At 69.9% G+C, this 14,739-nt stretch carries 12 protein-coding genes and 2 pseudogenes; 5 read left to right on the top strand and 9 right to left on the bottom strand.

Going from position 1 to position 14,739, the window contains the following annotated elements:
• Nucleotides 1–6: 6 nt before the first annotated feature.
• Nucleotides 7–444: a DUF742 domain-containing protein gene (locus tag ACIBB8_RS31375; protein ID WP_398957883.1), complete on the top strand. Its 438-nt coding sequence runs from the start codon at nt 7–9 to the stop codon at nt 442–444.
• Nucleotides 425–1,030: a GTP-binding protein gene (locus ACIBB8_RS31370; protein WP_398957881.1), complete on the top strand. Its 606-nt coding sequence runs from the start codon at nt 425–427 to the stop codon at nt 1,028–1,030. The genes ACIBB8_RS31375 and ACIBB8_RS31370 overlap by 20 nt, the downstream gene beginning before the upstream one ends.
• Nucleotides 1,031–1,197: 167 nt before the next feature.
• Here ACIBB8_RS31370 and glpK read toward each other — a convergent pair whose 3' ends face one another.
• From glpK to ACIBB8_RS31340, 6 genes and pseudogenes are all read right to left on the bottom strand, one after another.
• A complete protein-coding gene (glpK, locus tag ACIBB8_RS31365; protein WP_398957879.1) occupies nt 1,198–2,715 on the bottom strand; it encodes a glycerol kinase GlpK in 1,518 nt (505 codons plus the stop codon).
• 57 nt (nt 2,716–2,772) lie between these two features.
• The gene (locus ACIBB8_RS31360) at nt 2,773–3,534 is read right to left on the bottom strand and encodes an MIP/aquaporin family protein (protein WP_398957877.1); all 762 of its coding nucleotides are present in this window, start codon (nt 3,532–3,534) and stop codon (nt 2,773–2,775) included.
• Nucleotides 3,535–3,796: 262 nt separating this feature from the next.
• A pseudogene (locus ACIBB8_RS31355) lies at nt 3,797–4,199 on the bottom strand (thiolase C-terminal domain-containing protein); the annotation flags it as partial.
• A 2-nt stretch (nt 4,200–4,201) separates the two neighbouring features.
• Nucleotides 4,202–4,491 (bottom strand): annotated as a pseudogene (locus ACIBB8_RS31350) (benzoylsuccinyl-CoA thiolase); the annotation flags it as partial.
• 69 nt (nt 4,492–4,560) lie between these two features.
• A complete protein-coding gene (locus ACIBB8_RS31345; RefSeq protein WP_398957875.1) occupies nt 4,561–4,908 on the bottom strand; it encodes an Mpo1-like protein in 348 nt (115 codons plus the stop codon).
• A 126-nt stretch (nt 4,909–5,034) separates the two neighbouring features.
• Nucleotides 5,035–5,841, bottom strand: coding sequence for a M15 family metallopeptidase (locus tag ACIBB8_RS31340; protein WP_398957873.1), 807 nt, complete (start codon nt 5,839–5,841; stop codon nt 5,035–5,037).
• Between the two features lie 99 nt (nt 5,842–5,940).
• Here ACIBB8_RS31340 and ACIBB8_RS31335 point away from each other — a divergent pair, with 99 nt between their 5' ends.
• Nucleotides 5,941–6,468, top strand: coding sequence for an NUDIX domain-containing protein (locus tag ACIBB8_RS31335; protein ID WP_398957871.1), 528 nt, complete (start codon nt 5,941–5,943; stop codon nt 6,466–6,468).
• 5 nt (nt 6,469–6,473) lie between these two features.
• Here the strand turns inward: ACIBB8_RS31335 and ACIBB8_RS31330 are convergent, their stop codons facing one another.
• Nucleotides 6,474–8,828: a glycoside hydrolase family 31 protein gene (locus ACIBB8_RS31330; RefSeq protein WP_398957869.1), complete on the bottom strand. Its 2,355-nt coding sequence runs from the start codon at nt 8,826–8,828 to the stop codon at nt 6,474–6,476.
• Nucleotides 8,829–9,051: 223 nt separating this feature from the next.
• Here ACIBB8_RS31330 and ACIBB8_RS31325 point away from each other — a divergent pair, with 223 nt between their 5' ends.
• Together ACIBB8_RS31325 and ACIBB8_RS31320 are read left to right on the top strand one after the other, a co-directional pair.
• Entirely contained in the window at nt 9,052–11,028 is a 1,977-nt protein-coding gene (locus ACIBB8_RS31325; RefSeq protein WP_398957867.1) for an acetoacetate--CoA ligase, read from the top strand.
• A gap of 67 nt (nt 11,029–11,095) precedes the next feature.
• A complete protein-coding gene (locus tag ACIBB8_RS31320) occupies nt 11,096–11,995 on the top strand; it encodes a hypothetical protein (RefSeq protein WP_398957865.1) in 900 nt (299 codons plus the stop codon).
• A 61-nt stretch (nt 11,996–12,056) separates the two neighbouring features.
• On the opposite strand, the gene ptsP is transcribed toward ACIBB8_RS31320, so the two are convergent.
• Together ptsP and ACIBB8_RS31310 are read right to left on the bottom strand one after the other, a co-directional pair.
• Nucleotides 12,057–13,727: a phosphoenolpyruvate--protein phosphotransferase gene (gene ptsP / locus ACIBB8_RS31315; protein WP_398957863.1), complete on the bottom strand. Its 1,671-nt coding sequence runs from the start codon at nt 13,725–13,727 to the stop codon at nt 12,057–12,059.
• Between the two features lie 75 nt (nt 13,728–13,802).
• The gene (locus tag ACIBB8_RS31310; protein ID WP_398957861.1) at nt 13,803–14,252 is read right to left on the bottom strand and encodes a PTS glucose transporter subunit IIA; all 450 of its coding nucleotides are present in this window, start codon (nt 14,250–14,252) and stop codon (nt 13,803–13,805) included.
• Nucleotides 14,253–14,739 lie beyond the last annotated feature (487 nt).

The raw sequence follows: 14,739 nt of genomic DNA, 5'->3' as shown, positions 1-14,739 counted from the left end.
GCGGGCATGAGCGCTGACTCGTCCCGGGGCGTACCCCCCGGATCCCCGGCCGCTCCCACCGACCTGCAGTCGTCACGCTGGTACGACGCCGATGCGGGGCCGGTGGTCCGTCCTTACGCGATGACCCGGGGCCGTACCAGCAGCGCGTCCCGCCACCGTCTCGACCTGATCGCGGTTGTCGTCCCCGAACCGGCGGCCGACGACCCCGGCCGGGACCAGACGCTCTCCCCGGAACACGTGGAGATCGTCGAACTCTGCAGCACCATGCCCCAGTCGATCGCCGAGCTGGCGTCCGGTCTGGATCTCCCCGTCGGGGTGGTCCGGGTGCTGGTCGGCGATCTCGTCGAGGACGAACTGGTGCATGTGACCCGTCCCGTTCCGCCGGCCGAGCTGCCGGACGTGAACATTCTTCGCGAGGTGATCAATGGCCTTCGGGCGCTCTAGCCGCAGCAGGCGGCCCGTGGAGCCGGTTACCTTGAAAATCCTGGTGGCGGGCGGCTTCGGCGTGGGCAAGACGACGCTGGTGGGCGCGGTCAGCGAGATCAGACCACTGCGGACGGAGGAGCGGCTGAGCGAGGCCGGCCGCCCGGTGGACGACACGGACGGAGTCGAGTCCAAGACCACCACCACGGTGGCCATGGACTTCGGGCGGATCACGCTCCGCGAGGACCTGGTGCTGTATCTCTTCGGCACACCGGGGCAGGACCGGTTCTGGTTCCTCTGGGACGAACTGGCCCAAGGAGCGCTGGGCGCGGTCGTCCTCGCCGACACCCGGCGTCTGGAGGACTGCTTCGCGGCCGTCGACTACTTCGAGCAGCGTGCGATCCCGTTCACCGTCGCCGTCAACTGCTTCGAGGGAGCCGACCGGTTCCCGACGGAGACGGTGCAGGCGGCGCTGGACCTCGACCCCGAGGTACCGGTACTCATGTGCGATGCGCGCGACCGGTCCTCGGTACGGGACGTGCTGGTGGCGGTCGTCGAGCACGCACTCGCCCACGCGGACCGGCCCCGCGAGCCGGCCACCACCTGAGCACAGCGGCGGAACGCGGCCCGTACCCCCGCCGACCGGGGTACGGGCCGCGCGTCGTGGGTCCACCGGATGCGGGACCGTGCAGGGAACCGCGTACTCCGGGACCGGGCACGGGCCCATGTCCGCAGCCGCCTCCGGAACCGCGAAACGGCCGGTGTACGGAGTCTCTACCTGCTGCCGGCGCCCTCCTCCTCCCAGCCCAGGCTCCGCTCCACGGCCTTGCGCCAGTTGTCGTACTCGCGCTCACGGATCTCCGGCTCCATGCGCGGTTCCCACTCCACATCGCGCTGCCAGTGCGTCTTGAGCTCGTCGAGCCCCGACCACACCCCCGTCGCAAGCCCCGCCGCGTACGCCGCGCCCAGGCACGTGGTCTCGGAGATCTTCGGCCGGATCACCGGAACCCCAAGAACATCCGCCTGGTGCTGCATGAGCAGCCGGTTCGCCGTCATCCCGCCGTCCACCTTGAGCGTCGTGATCGGCACTCCCGAGTCCTGGTACATCGCGTCGACGACCTCACGCGTCTGCCAGCTGGTCGCCTCCAGAACGGCGCGGGCCAGATGCGCCTTGGTGACGTAACCGGTGAGCCCGGTGATGACCCCGCGGGCGTCCGAACGCCAGTAGGGGGCGAACAGCCCGGAGAAGGCAGGGACGACGTACGCCCCGCCGTTGTCGTCGACGCTCGCCGCCAGCGCCTCGATCTCCTCGGCGCTCCGGATGATCCCGAGCTGGTCGCGGAACCACTGGACGAGCGCCCCGGTGATCGCGATCGAGCCCTCCAGGCAGTAGACGGGGGCCTGGTCGCCGATCTTGTAGCCGAGCGTGGTGATCAGCCCGCTCTTCGACGGCACGGGCCTGTTCCCGGTGTTGAGGAGCAGGAAACTCCCGGTGCCGTACGTGTTCTTGGCGGTACCCGGGTCGTAACAGGCCTGTCCGAAGACCGCCGCCTGCTGGTCGCCGAGCGCGGAGGCCACGGGCACCCCGGCGAGTGCGCCGACCGCCGTCCCGTACACCTCCGCCGACGACCGGATCTCCGGAAGCACCGCCGCCGGGACGTTCATCGCCGTGAGGATCGACGGATCCCACTCCAGCGTCTCCAGATTCATCAGCATCGTGCGCGACGCATTGGTCACGTCCGTGACATGGACGCCGCCGTCCGTGCCCCCGGTGAGATTCCAGATCAGCCAGGAGTCCATGGTGCCGAAGGCGATCTCGCCCCGCTCGGCTCGGCTCCGCAGGCCCGGTACGTGGTCCAGCAGCCAGGCGGCCTTGGGTCCGGAGAAGTAACTGGCCAGTGGCAGCCCGGTGATGCCCCGGAAGCGGTCCTGACCGTCCGCGCCGCCGAGCTCGTGGCAGAGGGCGGCCGTACGGGTGTCCTGCCAGACGACGGCGTTGTGCACGGGCTGCCCGGTCGCCCGGTCCCAGAGCACGGTCGTCTCGCGCTGGTTGGTGATGCCGAGCGCGCTGAGCTGCTGTGCCCGGAGCCCGGCATTGGCGAGCGCACCCGCCACCACGGCCTGGACCGTGGTCCAGATCTCGGTGGCATCGTGCTCCACCCAGCCGGGTTTCGGGAAGATCTGGCGGTGCTCGCGCTGGTCGACGGCGACAACCGCGCCGTTCTGATCGAAGATGATGCAGCGGCTTGATGTGGTGCCCTGATCGATGGCGGCGACAAACCTGCCCGTCATGACGTCCCCTTGTCGCAAGGTCGAGAAGCCGAAGTGGCAGAACCTGGATGACCGGCACTAGAAGGCGGCATGGAAGACTACGCCCGCCAGGAGCCCGCCCACCAGCGGTCCCACCACCGGGACCCAGGAGTAACTCCAGTCGGACGTTCCCTTGTTCGGTATCGGCAGCAGTGCGTGCACCAGCCGCGGACCGAGGTCACGGGCCGGATTGATCGCGTACCCGGTGGGTCCGCCGAGCGACAGTCCGATGCCCACCACCAGCAGGGACACCAGGAGTACGGAGATTCCGGAGCCGTAGACACCAGCCCCTGCCCCCGCCACCGGTCCGATCCCGGTTCCGGCGTTCTTCCCGAAGGCCAGGATCGGCAGCACCAGACCGGTTGTCGCAATGATCTCGGTGCCAAGGTTTGCCACCGGACTGCGGATCTCCGGAGCGGTCGAGAAGATCCCCAGCGTCGGCACGGCCGTCTTCTCGTCCGCGTTGGCGCGGAACTGCGCGTAGTACGTGAGCCAGGCCAGCAGGGCACCGATCATCGCGCCCACCATCTGCCCCAGGATGTAGAGGGGGACCTTGTCCCACTTCCCGGTGTCGACGGCGATGCCGACCGTGACCGCCGGATTGAGATGCCCGCCGGACAGCGGGGCCGCGGTGTACGCACCGGCCAGCACACCGAAACCCCAGCCGAAGGCGATCACCGTCCATCCTGCGGCTCTCGCCTTGGAGTGGTGGAGGGTGACGGCCGCGCACACACCCGCGCCGAACAGGATGAGGATCGCCGTACCGACGACTTCCCCGACGAAAATGTCTCCATTGCTCATGGCGCTCCTAGGGGTTGTCCGGCGGGTCTCGCCGGTCGCTTCCATGGCTACGGAGGCCGAGGGCAGGGGGGTCGTTGCCCTGCCCGGCCGTCCGTGACGAGCGTGGTGACCATGTCGGACTGCCGCAGAGCGGAAGTGGCGGCAGCGACTGAGCAAGGAGTGTTCACCGGTGCTGATCGCTCGTCAAGAACGCTGACAACAAACCCAGTTCACGACACACGGGCCGGATGCTTCCACGCGTTGCGGGCGGATCCGGGAGATCTCAGCGGACCGCGACGACCGCCGATCCGTGCCCGAACAGCCCCTGATTGGCGGTGATTCCGGCACGCGCCCCCGGAACCTGTCGCTCCGCCGCGCAGCTGCCACGTCAGCTCGCAGACCTGGGCGATGGTCTGCGCCGGTACCGCTTCGCCGAACGAAGCGAGCCCGCCGCTCGGACTGACCGGGATGCGGCCGCCGAGCGCTGTCGCCCCCTCGCGTACGAGCTTGGCGCCCTCTCCCGCCGCGCACAGCCCGATGTCCTCGTACCGCTCCAGCTCCAGGGCGGTGGAGAGGTCGTACACCTCGGCGAGGGACAGTTCGCCGGGACCGATGCCCGCCTCCTCGTACGCCGCCCGGGCGATCGAGGCACGGAAGCTCTCCGGGGCGGGTTCCACCGCGACCGCCGGACCACTATGCGCTCGGCTGTGAGCTCGACCGCGACCAGGGTGTACGGCTCCCAGGGCCCGTCCGGGTCGGAGACGTACGGAGCAGGGGGTCGGTAGCGGCCGTCGGTGTACGACCAGACGGTGCCCTGCTTGGAGAGCGGCGTCTCGACCGGCTCACCGCCCGCGCAGCCCGGCTTGCGGCAGAACGCGTCCTGACGCGGGAAGAAGACCGACGAGCAGGCCGAATACCGGGTGCCCGGCAGCCGGAAGCCCCCTCGGTGCTGTCCTCGGTGAACCACCCGGCCACCACGGGTGTGCGCGTGTGCGGCAGAACCCCTCCCGGCAATGGATTTGATGGAACGTCGGGAGTGTGCCACGGTCAGCGGTTCTCGGCGAGCCACTTGGCAGCGGTCTCCGCCAGCTCTCCGTCACGCCCCGCCAGCATCATCCGGATCATCTGCACATCGCCGCGCAGCGACCACGCGGGGTGCCCGAAGGTGGCCGGATTGTTCTTCTCGATCAGGAAGTGCGCGGGCCAGGCCGCGCCATACCCGATCAGGGGCAGCGCCGCCGCATACCGCTTCCGGCCACGGGCCAGGCCGTAGCCGGTGACCGCGAGCCCGGTCAGGGTCCCCGTCAGATGAACCCACCGGGTCGCTGCCCTGGAGTGCATCGCTACGTAGTAGGGCCAGAACTCCTCGTACGAATGGAACGTCTGCTGTGACATACGGGCACCGTAATGGCTGGGAGCGCAACCGGATACGGCCGGTCCGCGTCCGAGTGGAAGGGTGAATGGCCGGAACCCGCGGGGGTGGTCCCGGCCATTCGTCGTCCCACCGCGTTGCCGCGGGCTTCAGCGCCCTGCGACGGACCGCCGGGCCACCGGGAAGTCGAAGTAGGTGTCCGGGAACGGCTCCGGCTTGAAGGTGTAGTGCCACCACTCCTCGGCCAGATTCACAAAGCCGGCATCCGTGAGTGCGGTCTTGAGGAACTGCCGGTTGGCTCGCTGCACACCTTGGATCCGCGGGTCGTCGGTGTGTGACAGCGTGTCGAAGCAGTCGAATCCCGTGCCCATGTCGACCGAGTTGTCCGGGAACCGCTCGGCCTGCGGCGCGTCACAGGGCACCAGTTGCTCGCCCGGCAAATAGGGCCTGGTCGGCGCGGCGGGCAGCCTTACCAGCGTCAGGTCCACCGTGCTGCCGCGGCTGTGTCCGGACTTCTCAGCGATGTAACCGTCCGTGAACAGCCGTGTCTTGTCGACCCGGGGGTAGAACTCGCCCTTCATCGCCTCGTCGTCGAGATCCTCGGCCCAGCGTACGAAGTGATCGACGGCCCGTTGCGGCCGGTAGCAGTCGTAGACCTTCAGCGAGTATCCCTGGCGCAGCAGTCGCATCTGTGCCCGGTGCAGGGCCTGGGCCGCGGGCCGGGTCAGGATGCAGAGTGACTGCCGGTACCCGTCGACCGGCTCGCCCAGGAAGTTGTGGCCGGTGGGATAGCGCATCTCCTGGATGATCGTGGGGTCCACCGAACGCAGTGCGACGAACTCCTCGGGTGCCTTCGGCTCGGTCTTCGCCTGGGCCGCGGGGGTGGCGGCGGAGAAGGCGAGCAGGGCGGCAGCAGTGGCTGCCAGGACACGGAAAGCGGAAGCGATGCCTGTCATGAGCGCATCATCCACGACTCATGGGTGTCCCGGAAGTACGATCGGCTACAGCCCGCGCGGGTGTCCACGCCCGAAAAGGGAACCGAGCGGAGGAAACAGGTGGCGCAACCGACGAAGGACTCCCACTGCAGCAGCTGCGGAGCGCCGTACCCATCGGGATTTGCGACCTGGCCGCGCACCTGCACCGCCTGCGGCGACATCGCGTACCGCAACCCCCTCCCGGTCGCCATCGCCCTGCTACCCGTCACCGACCGGCAGGGCACTGCGCTCGTCGTCATCACCCGCACCATCGAGCCCCGGCTCGGCGGCCTCGCCCTGCCCGGCGGCTTCATCGACCACGGCGAGGCCTGGCAACACGCGGTCGTCCGTGAACTCCGCGAGGAGACCGGCATCGAGGCCGACCAGCAGGACGTCCGTCTCGCCGACGCCCTCAGCGCCCCGGACGGCCACCTGCTCCTCTTCGGCCTCCTCCCGCAACGTCCGGCCGCCGAACTCCCGCCGTCCGTCCCCACCGACGAGACAGCCGGCCACAGCCTGCTCAGGGCCCCCGCCGAACTGGCCTTCCCCCTCCACACCCGGGCTGCCCGCGCCTGGTTCGAAGGCCGCTACCGCTACCGCTACCGCTGACGGCATCACACGCCACGCACCCGCACCGGGCAGGTCACCCCACCCTCCTCACCGTCCCGTTCCACCACGACCTGCCCGCCCGACAGCCGCGACGTATACCGCTCGACCTCCGGGTGCTCCCATCCGTCACCCGTGTCCCGGACCACCAGTCCGCCCCCGGTACGCCCAGGAGCCGGAGCCCACACCTCCAGTTCCAGCCCCCCGTCCGCGCCCCGCACCGGAATCACCGCACCCGCACGCGCCAGCACCGGTATCCGCGACAACGGCGCATCGATCAGGACCTGCCCCGGCCCCTCGTACACCTCGCCGGTCGCCGTGTCGTACCACCGCCCCCGCGGCAGCCGCACCGCCCGCCGGTCCGTGCCCCGCTGCAGCACCGGCGCCACCAGCAGCGCATCGCCGAGCAGAAACGCGTCCTCGCAGTCCCGCAGCGCCCGGTCCCCGGGCGCCCCCCACCACAGTGGCCGCACATACGGCGCACCCGTCAGCCGGGCCAGCTGCGCCAGCGTCACAAAGTACGGACGCAGCCGCTCCCGCTCCTCCAGCGCCGCCCTCGCGTGCTGCAGCACCTCCGGCCCGAACTCCCACGGCTCCCGTCGCCCGGCGTCGATCGCCGAGTGTGTACGGAACAATGGCAGAAAGGCACCCAGCTGGAACCACCGCAGATACAGCTCGGGGGACGGCGACCCGTCGAACCCCCCGACATCAGGACCCGAATACGGCACCCCGCACAGGCCGAGCCCCAGCACCAGCGCCAGCGAGGCGCGCAAGCCCGGCCAGCCCGACTCCACATCACCGGACCAGGTGCCCCCGTAACGCTGCATCCCCGCCCAGCCGGAACGCGAGAACAGGAACGGCCGCTCGTTCGGACGCAGTCGGCGGAGCCCCTCGTACCCGGCCCGCGCCATCGCCAGCCCGTACACATTGTGGGCCTCCCGGTGATCGCCCCCGAGGCCCTCCAGACTGTGCCGCGCCGACCGCGGCAGCGTCGGCTCACCGAATGCCGTGAACGACACCGGCTCGTTCATGTCGTGCCACACCCCGGAGAACCCGTGCGCCAGCCGCTCCTCGTACAGACCGCCCCACCACTCCCGCACCTGCGGATCGGTGAAGTCCGGGTACACGCACTCCCCGGGCCACACCTCCCCGCGCACCGCCCGCCCCCGCGAGTCCCGCACGAACGCCCCGGCGCTTCCGACCGCCGAACCGGCATCGAACACCGCGTTCCCCGGCTCCGCCTTCACCGCCGGATCGACGATCGACACCAGCCGCACCCCGTCCTCCTCCCGGAGATCCTTCGCCAGCCCCGCCAGGTCGGGGAACCGCTCCCGGTCGACGGTGAACACCCGATGGCCGTCGTAATGGTCGATGTCCAGATGCAGCACGGACAGCGGCAGCCCCCGCTCCCGGTACCCGGCGACCACCCGCCGCACCTCCCGCTCACTCCCGAACCCCCACCGGGCGTGCTGCGGACCCAGCGCCCAGGACGGCGGCAGCGCCGGCGCACCGGTCAGGGCCGTCCAGCCCTGAAGAACCCGGGCCGGCGTCCCCGCCACCACCCAGCAGCGCAGCGGCCCCCCGTCCATCCGCACCTCGCACACCCCCGGACGGTCATGCCCGGACCCCGCTCCCTCCTCGCCCTCGCTGAGCGTCACCCGCCCCGCCCAGGTGTTGTCGTGGAAGGCCAGATGCGTCCCCGCGTCCGAGACCACCACCTGCACCGGCATCGTCAGATACAGCGGATCGTCACCGGGCCCGAAGCGCCCGCCCGGGTCGGTGTTCCACAGCGTGTACGAACCGTCCCGCAGCCGCGGCCCCGCCCCCCGCCCGCCCAGTCCGAAGAACCGGGCGTCCGCCGGCAGCTCGGACCGCTGCACCCACCGGGCGCAACCCCCCGCCACCGGCTCCCACCACCGCGGCGGCAGCTCCCGCCGGAGCACCACACCGCCGGGCGTGCGCAGTTCCACCGCCCCGTGCCGCGACACCACCACGGTCAGCCGCTCCGACACCACCTGCCAGCCGCCGTCCTTGTCCGGCTCCAGCACGGCACGCGGATCCGGCTCCGGCGCCGGACCGGACAGCGCGTACGACGGCAGCGGCTCCGCCCCGTCCCACGCCCAGAACACCGCACCGCCCGACGACACCCGGATACTCAGTTCCGAACGGGCGAACCTGACCACACCACCACCGGGCCCGGGCTCCGCCCCCACCAGCAGACCCGGCACCCTCGCCCGCTCCGCACCACGGGGCGGCAGCGCCCGCGCATCCGCGCGCTGCCGACGCCAGGCCGAGCGCACCGTGCGCAGCCCCCGTACCGAACCCACCAACTTCACCGAGCGCACCAGGTCACGACCGTTCATGCAGCTCACCCTGCCACCCGACAGGGCGGCAGCGGGCTCCGTTCAACTTCCGTTCACCCGTGGCCTGACCACATAGCCGGACAGACAACCATGGGTGGGGAACCCTGGTGCGGAAGACGATCACATGGCATCGTCCGTAAAAGCCGCCTCACGCGCACACCCCAGCACGTGTGCGCGCGAACCACGCCCACCCCGCGTACCCGTACAGCCAGGGAGCCGCCCCATGACCTCAGCAGCGAACGAAGCCCCCCTCTGGCAGCCCGACCCCGAGCGCATCGCCGCCGCGGCGGTCACCCGCTTCCAGAGCTGGGCGGCCGAGCGGTACGGAGCACCGGCCGAAGGCGGCTATCCGGCGCTGCACCGCTGGTCCGTCGACGAACTGGACACCTTCTGGCAAGCCGTCGCCGACTGGTTCGACATCCGGTTCTCCACCCCGTACGAGACCGTCATCGGCGACCGCACCATGCCCGGCGCCCAGTGGTTCCCCGGTGCCACCCTCAACTACGCGGAACACGCCCTGCGCACCGCCGAGGACCCCCTCCGCGCCGACGCGCCGGCCCTCCTCCATGTCGACGAGACCCACACCCAGGTCCCCGTCAGCTGGTCCGAACTCCGCCGTCAGGTCGGCTCCCTCGCCGCCGAACTCCGTGCCCTGGGGGTCCGCCCCGGCGACCGCGTCAGCGGCTATCTCCCCAACATTCCGCAGTCGGTCGTCGCGCTGCTCGCCACCGCGGCCGTCGGCGGCGTCTGGACCTCGTGCGCCCCGGATTTCGGCGCCCGCAGCGTCCTCGACCGGTTCCAGCAGGTCGAACCCGTCGTCCTCTTCACCGTCGACGGCTACCGCTACGGCGGCAAGGAACACGACCGCTCCGAGACGGTCGCCGAACTGCGCCGCGAACTCCCCACCCTGCGCGCCGTCGTCCATATCCCGGTGCTGGGCACCGCCGCTCCCGAAGGCGCCCTCGAATGGTCCGCACTCACCTCCGCGGACACCGAACCCGTCTTCGAGCAGGTCCCCTTCGACCATCCGCTGTGGGTGCTGTACTCCTCCGGCACCACCGGGCTCCCCAAGGCGATCGTCCAGTCCCAGGGCGGCATCCTCATCGAGCACTTCAAGCAGCTCGGACTGCACTGCGACCTCGGGCCCGACGACCGCTTCTTCTGGTACACCTCCACCGGCTGGATGATGTGGAACTTCCTCGTCTCCGGCCTGCTCACCGGCACCACAGTCGTGCTGTACGACGGAAGCCCCGGCTACCCGGACGTCAGCGCCCAGTGGCGCGTCGCGGAACAGACCGGCGCCACCCTCTTCGGTACCTCCGCCGCCTACGTCATGGCGTGCCGCAAGGCCGACATCCACCCGGGCCGAGACTTCGACCTCTCACGCATCCAGTGCGTGGCCACCACCGGGTCTCCGCTCCCGCCCGATGGCTTCCGCTGGCTCCACGACGAGATCGCGGACAACCTCTGGATCGCCTCCGTCAGCGGCGGCACGGACGTCTGCAGCTGCTTCGCCGGCGCGGTCCCCACCCTGCCCGTACACATCGGCGAGCTCCAGGCGCCCTGCCTCGGTACGGACCTCCAGTCCTGGGACCTCGCAGGCAAACCGCTCATCGGCGAGGTCGGCGAACTGGTCGTCACCAACCCGCTGCCCTCCATGCCCATCCGCTTCTGGAACGACCCGGACGGCAGCCGCTACCGCGACAGCTACTTCGAGATGTACCCGGGCGTCTGGCGCCACGGGGACTGGATCACCCTCACCGACCACGGCTCGGTCATCATCCACGGCCGCTCCGACTCCACCCTCAACCGGCAGGGAGTACGGATGGGGTCCGCCGACATCTACGAAGCGGTCGAACGCCTCCCCGAGATCCGCGAATCCCTGGTCATCGGCATCGAGGAGCCCGACGGGGGGTACTGGATGCCGCTCTTCGTCCACCTCGCCGATGGTTCCGCCCTCGACGACGGCCTGCGCGGCCGGATCAAACAGACCATCCGCGACAACCTCTCGCCGCGCCACGTCCCGGACGAGGTCATCGAGGTACCCGGCATTCCGCACACCCTCACCGGCAAGCGCATCGAGGTTCCGGTCAAGCGCCTCCTCCAGGGAACGGAGCTGGCCAAGGCCGTCAACCCCGGCTCGATCGACAACCTCGAACTGCTCCACTTCTACGAGGACCTGGCCCGCAAGCGCCGCTGACAGTCCGCACTGTCAGTGCCCGTGATTACTCTGAGTGAGCAATGTTCGACAGCGCACTGGGGGACTCATGGCGCACACCAGGAAGACCAGGAACACCACGTCCATGCGACGCACGCTGCGCCGCGAAGCACCGAGCACCATCGGCCTCCTGGCCGACGAGCAGGACTTCGCGGCCATGCGGCGCTACCGCACCTTCGCCTTTGACGACCACGCCGTCTATCTGCAGCAGGTCGAGGGCCTGCTGAGACTCCTCGCGGCCCAGGGCATGCACACCACGGTCGCCCTGTTCGACCCCGAGGAGTACGCGGAATACTGCGCGGAATCCGGGCTCGCGCCCGACGCCCCGGCCAGCCGCAGCCGATTCACCGCCGAAGTCGCGGCTGCCGGAGCCACCGTCGCCTACACCGGACAACCCATCGACACCCTGATCCCGCTCCTCGTCTCCCGAGCGGTCCGGCAGGCCACCTGGGAGTACGCCACGGTGCTCCTGGCCGACCTCGGTGAATGCGCCGACTGTGGCCAGGACATCGGCCGCGCCGCCTTCGACCGGGCCTCCCACCTCCTGATGCGCACCCTGGAAGCGGCGGGCCCTGGCACCCACCACCTCGTCTGCAGCACCCCCACGGAGAGCGAGCAGCTGCTCGCCGTCCTCCACACCGAGCGCGGCGCGACGGGGCCGGCCCGACTCGAATCCGGAGAAGGTGCAGAGTTCGTCACCGTCCTCGCCGTCGGCGTCGCCCTCGAAAGTCACGGAGGACTCGTCCTGCGTACGAGCAATCCCGGCACCCCGGACCGCGTCCACGGCTGGCGACTGACGCGCGGCAGCCTCGTGCCGCTCACGGCCGGAGAGGTCTTCAGCGCCTACTGCACCGACGCGGACACCGGAGACCCGGTCTCGCCGGAGTCGGGCGTGGAGTACTGCGCCGGCTTCGACATCGGTGCCGACGCACCGGAGACCCACCACTGACAGAAGAAGGGGCTCCCCGCCACCTGTGGCGGGGAGCCCCTTCATGACCGGCTGCGCGGACCTACTCGCCCGACAGCACCGTCTGAGCCGCGAGCCGCGCCTCATCGGCGGAATCCGCGGCGCGCGCGGCGGCAGCGGCACGTTCGCACTGCGCGAGCGTGTGCTTCGCCAGCGTGGCCCGGACATAAGGAATGGACGCGGCGCCCATCGACAGGGAGGTGACACCCAGACCGGTCAGTACGCAGGCGAGCAGCGGATCGGCGGCGGCCTCGCCACAGACACCGCAGCTCTTGCCCTCGGCCTTGGCCGCATCGGCCGACAGTGCCACGAGGTCCAGCAGTGCGGGCTGCCATGGATCCTGCAGCCGGGACACCGCACCCACCTGACGGTCGGCGGCGAAGGTGTACTGCGCCAGGTCATTGGTGCCCAGCGACAGGAACTCCACCTCCTGCAGGATCGAGCGGGCCCGGAGAGCGGCGGACGGAATCTCCACCATCGCGCCGAACTTCGCCTGCAGCCCGGCCGCCCGGCACACATCGGCGAACGCCTTCGCATCCGTGCGGTCCGCCACCATGGGCGCCATGACCTCCAGATGGACGGGAAGCCCCTCGGCGGCCTTCGCCAGCGATGTCAGCTGGCCCCGCAATACCTCCGGGTGGTCCAGCAGAGTGCGGAGCCCCCGCACACCCAACGCTGGGTTCGGCTCGTCAGCCGGCGTCAGGAAGTCGAGCGGCTTGTCCGCGCCGGCATCCAGCACCCGCACCACGACACGCCCCTCGGGGAACGCCTCCAGCACCGGCCGGTACGCCGCGACCTGCTTCTCCTCGGACGGCGCCCGCTTGCTGTCGTCCAGGAACAGGAACTCCGTACGGAACAGCCCCACACCCTCGGCACCGGCCTCGACCGCGGCCGGCACATCGCCGGGCCCGCCCACATTGGCGAGCAGCGGCACCTTGTGACCGTCGGACGTCGCACCCGGACCTGTCGAGGCGGACAGCGCAGCCTTGCGCGCCGCCGCAACGCTCGCCATCTCGGCACGCTTTTCGTCGCCCGGCTCGACGAATATCTCGCCGGTGCTGCCGTCCACCGCGATCACGGTGCCCTCGGCCAGCTCACAGGCCCCCGGGAGAGCCACGACGGCCGGCACACCGAGCGCTCGCGCGAGAATCGCACTGTGACTGGTCGGTCCGCCCTCCTCGGTGACGAAGCCGAGCACCAGCGTCGGGTCGAGCAGCGCCGTATCGGCAGGCGCCAGGTCCCGTGCGATCAGTACGTACGGCTCGTCGCTGTCCGGGACACCCGGCATCGGCACCCCGAGCAACCGCGCCACGATCCGGTTGCGAACGTCGTCGAGGTCCGCGACCCGCCCCGCCAGGTACTCCCCGGCAGCGGCGAGCAGAGCCCGATAGGCGGCGAAGGCGTCGTACACAGCACGTTCGGCACTGCTCCCGACGGCGATCCGCCGGTCCACATCGGCCATCAGATCGGGGTCCTGCGCCATCAGGGCCTGTGCCTCGAGCACTGCCTGTGCCTCGCCGCCGGCCAGATTGCCGCGCGCGTTCAGGTCGGCCGCGACAGCGTCCACAGCCTGGCGAGCACGTCCCTGCTCGCGCTCGGCCTCTTCTGCCGGGATCTGTTTGGCCGGCGGCTCCAGCACGGCCGTGCCCATGTGCCGAACCTCGCCGATCGCCACACCGTGGCTCACGCCGACGCCTCGCAGCGTTGTCTCCATTTCACCGTCTCCGATTGTGCGGCGATCCCGTGCCACCGCCATGTGTACCGACTGCCTGATACTGCGCCGAGTGCGTCACCGCCAACCGAACAGCGCGTCGCCGACCTTCACATCCCCGTCCTCACGGACGTCCGACAGCGACTCGACGGAGGCCTCCAGTGCCACGATCGGGCAGATAGAGGACTTGCCGGCCTCTTCCACCGCGACGGGGTTCCAGCGCACGATGCCCTGACCGCGCGTGATGGTGTCCCCCTTGTTGACGAGCAGCTCGAAGCCCTCGCCATTGAGCTGCACGGTGTCGATGCCCAGATGGGTCAGCACCCCGTGCCCATGTTCGTCCACGACGACGAACGCGTGCGGGTGCAGGGAGACAATGATTCCGCCCACCGGCGAAACGGCCTCCGACGGTTCGCGCACCGGATCAACGGCAGTTCCGGGCCCCACCATCGCGCCGGAGAAGACCGGGTCGGGTACCGCCGCGAGTCCGATGGCGCGTCCGGCAACAGGGGACGTCACAGTGGTCATAGGGAGCCTCCCAGGGTGAAGCTTCACTCGGCGCCGCCGCGGCCTGTAGGGAACGACGTCCTGTTCAGCAGCGTAAGTCATAAGAAGTCCCGGTTCCGCACGAGTCCTCCGGCTTCACGGACCTAGCGGTGCACCGGCAACGATTTGCCTCGACTACCCGAGGCCTGTACTCTCGTACTCCTGCCTGGCCCCAACGCGACATTGAGTCGAGGGTCGGCGGCGACTTATCAAGCCCAGACCTTAATTCGGATTCGGCACCTGCATGCCTGCAGGCAGCTGGTCAAGGAAACGGAAAAGGCCTGATAGAGTCGGACTCGCTGGAAAGGGAAACGCGAAAGCGGAGAACTGGAAAGCGCAGTAACAAATCTTCTGCTTCGCAGAGGGCCCGCTTCGACCGGGAATCAGGCACGAAAGAGTCTGATAGAGTCGGAAACGCAAGACCGAAGGGAAAGCCCGGAGGAAAGCCCGAGAGGGTGAGTACAAAGGA

The organism is Streptomyces sp. NPDC051286 (assembly GCF_044455345.1).
Taxonomy (GTDB): Bacteria; Actinomycetota; Actinomycetes; order Streptomycetales; family Streptomycetaceae; genus Streptomyces.
Note: the sequence above shows the minus strand (reverse complement) of the source record. Positions and strands in the feature narration are given on the sequence as shown.

What these genes read in the sequence shown, in the direction of transcription:
- ACIBB8_RS31345 (WP_398957875.1), bottom strand. Translation starts at nt 4,908, where the DNA reads ATGTCACAGCAGACGTTCCATTCGTACGAGGAGTTCTGGCCCTACTAC.
- glpK (WP_398957879.1), bottom strand. Translation starts at nt 2,715, where the DNA reads ATGACGGGCAGGTTTGTCGCCGCCATCGATCAGGGCACCACATCAAGC.
- ACIBB8_RS31325 (WP_398957867.1), top strand. Translation starts at nt 9,052, where the DNA reads ATGACCTCAGCAGCGAACGAAGCCCCCCTCTGGCAGCCCGACCCCGAG.
- ACIBB8_RS31340 (WP_398957873.1), bottom strand. Translation starts at nt 5,841, where the DNA reads ATGACAGGCATCGCTTCCGCTTTCCGTGTCCTGGCAGCCACTGCTGCC.
- ACIBB8_RS31360 (WP_398957877.1), bottom strand. Translation starts at nt 3,534, where the DNA reads ATGAGCAATGGAGACATTTTCGTCGGGGAAGTCGTCGGTACGGCGATC.
- ACIBB8_RS31320 (WP_398957865.1), top strand. Translation starts at nt 11,096, where the DNA reads ATGGCGCACACCAGGAAGACCAGGAACACCACGTCCATGCGACGCACG.
- ACIBB8_RS31370 (WP_398957881.1), top strand. Translation starts at nt 425, where the DNA reads ATGGCCTTCGGGCGCTCTAGCCGCAGCAGGCGGCCCGTGGAGCCGGTT.
- ACIBB8_RS31375 (WP_398957883.1), top strand. Translation starts at nt 7, where the DNA reads ATGAGCGCTGACTCGTCCCGGGGCGTACCCCCCGGATCCCCGGCCGCT.
- ACIBB8_RS31310 (WP_398957861.1), bottom strand. Translation starts at nt 14,252, where the DNA reads ATGACCACTGTGACGTCCCCTGTTGCCGGACGCGCCATCGGACTCGCG.
- ACIBB8_RS31330 (WP_398957869.1), bottom strand. Translation starts at nt 8,828, where the DNA reads ATGAACGGTCGTGACCTGGTGCGCTCGGTGAAGTTGGTGGGTTCGGTA.
- ptsP (WP_398957863.1), bottom strand. Translation starts at nt 13,727, where the DNA reads ATGGAGACAACGCTGCGAGGCGTCGGCGTGAGCCACGGTGTGGCGATC.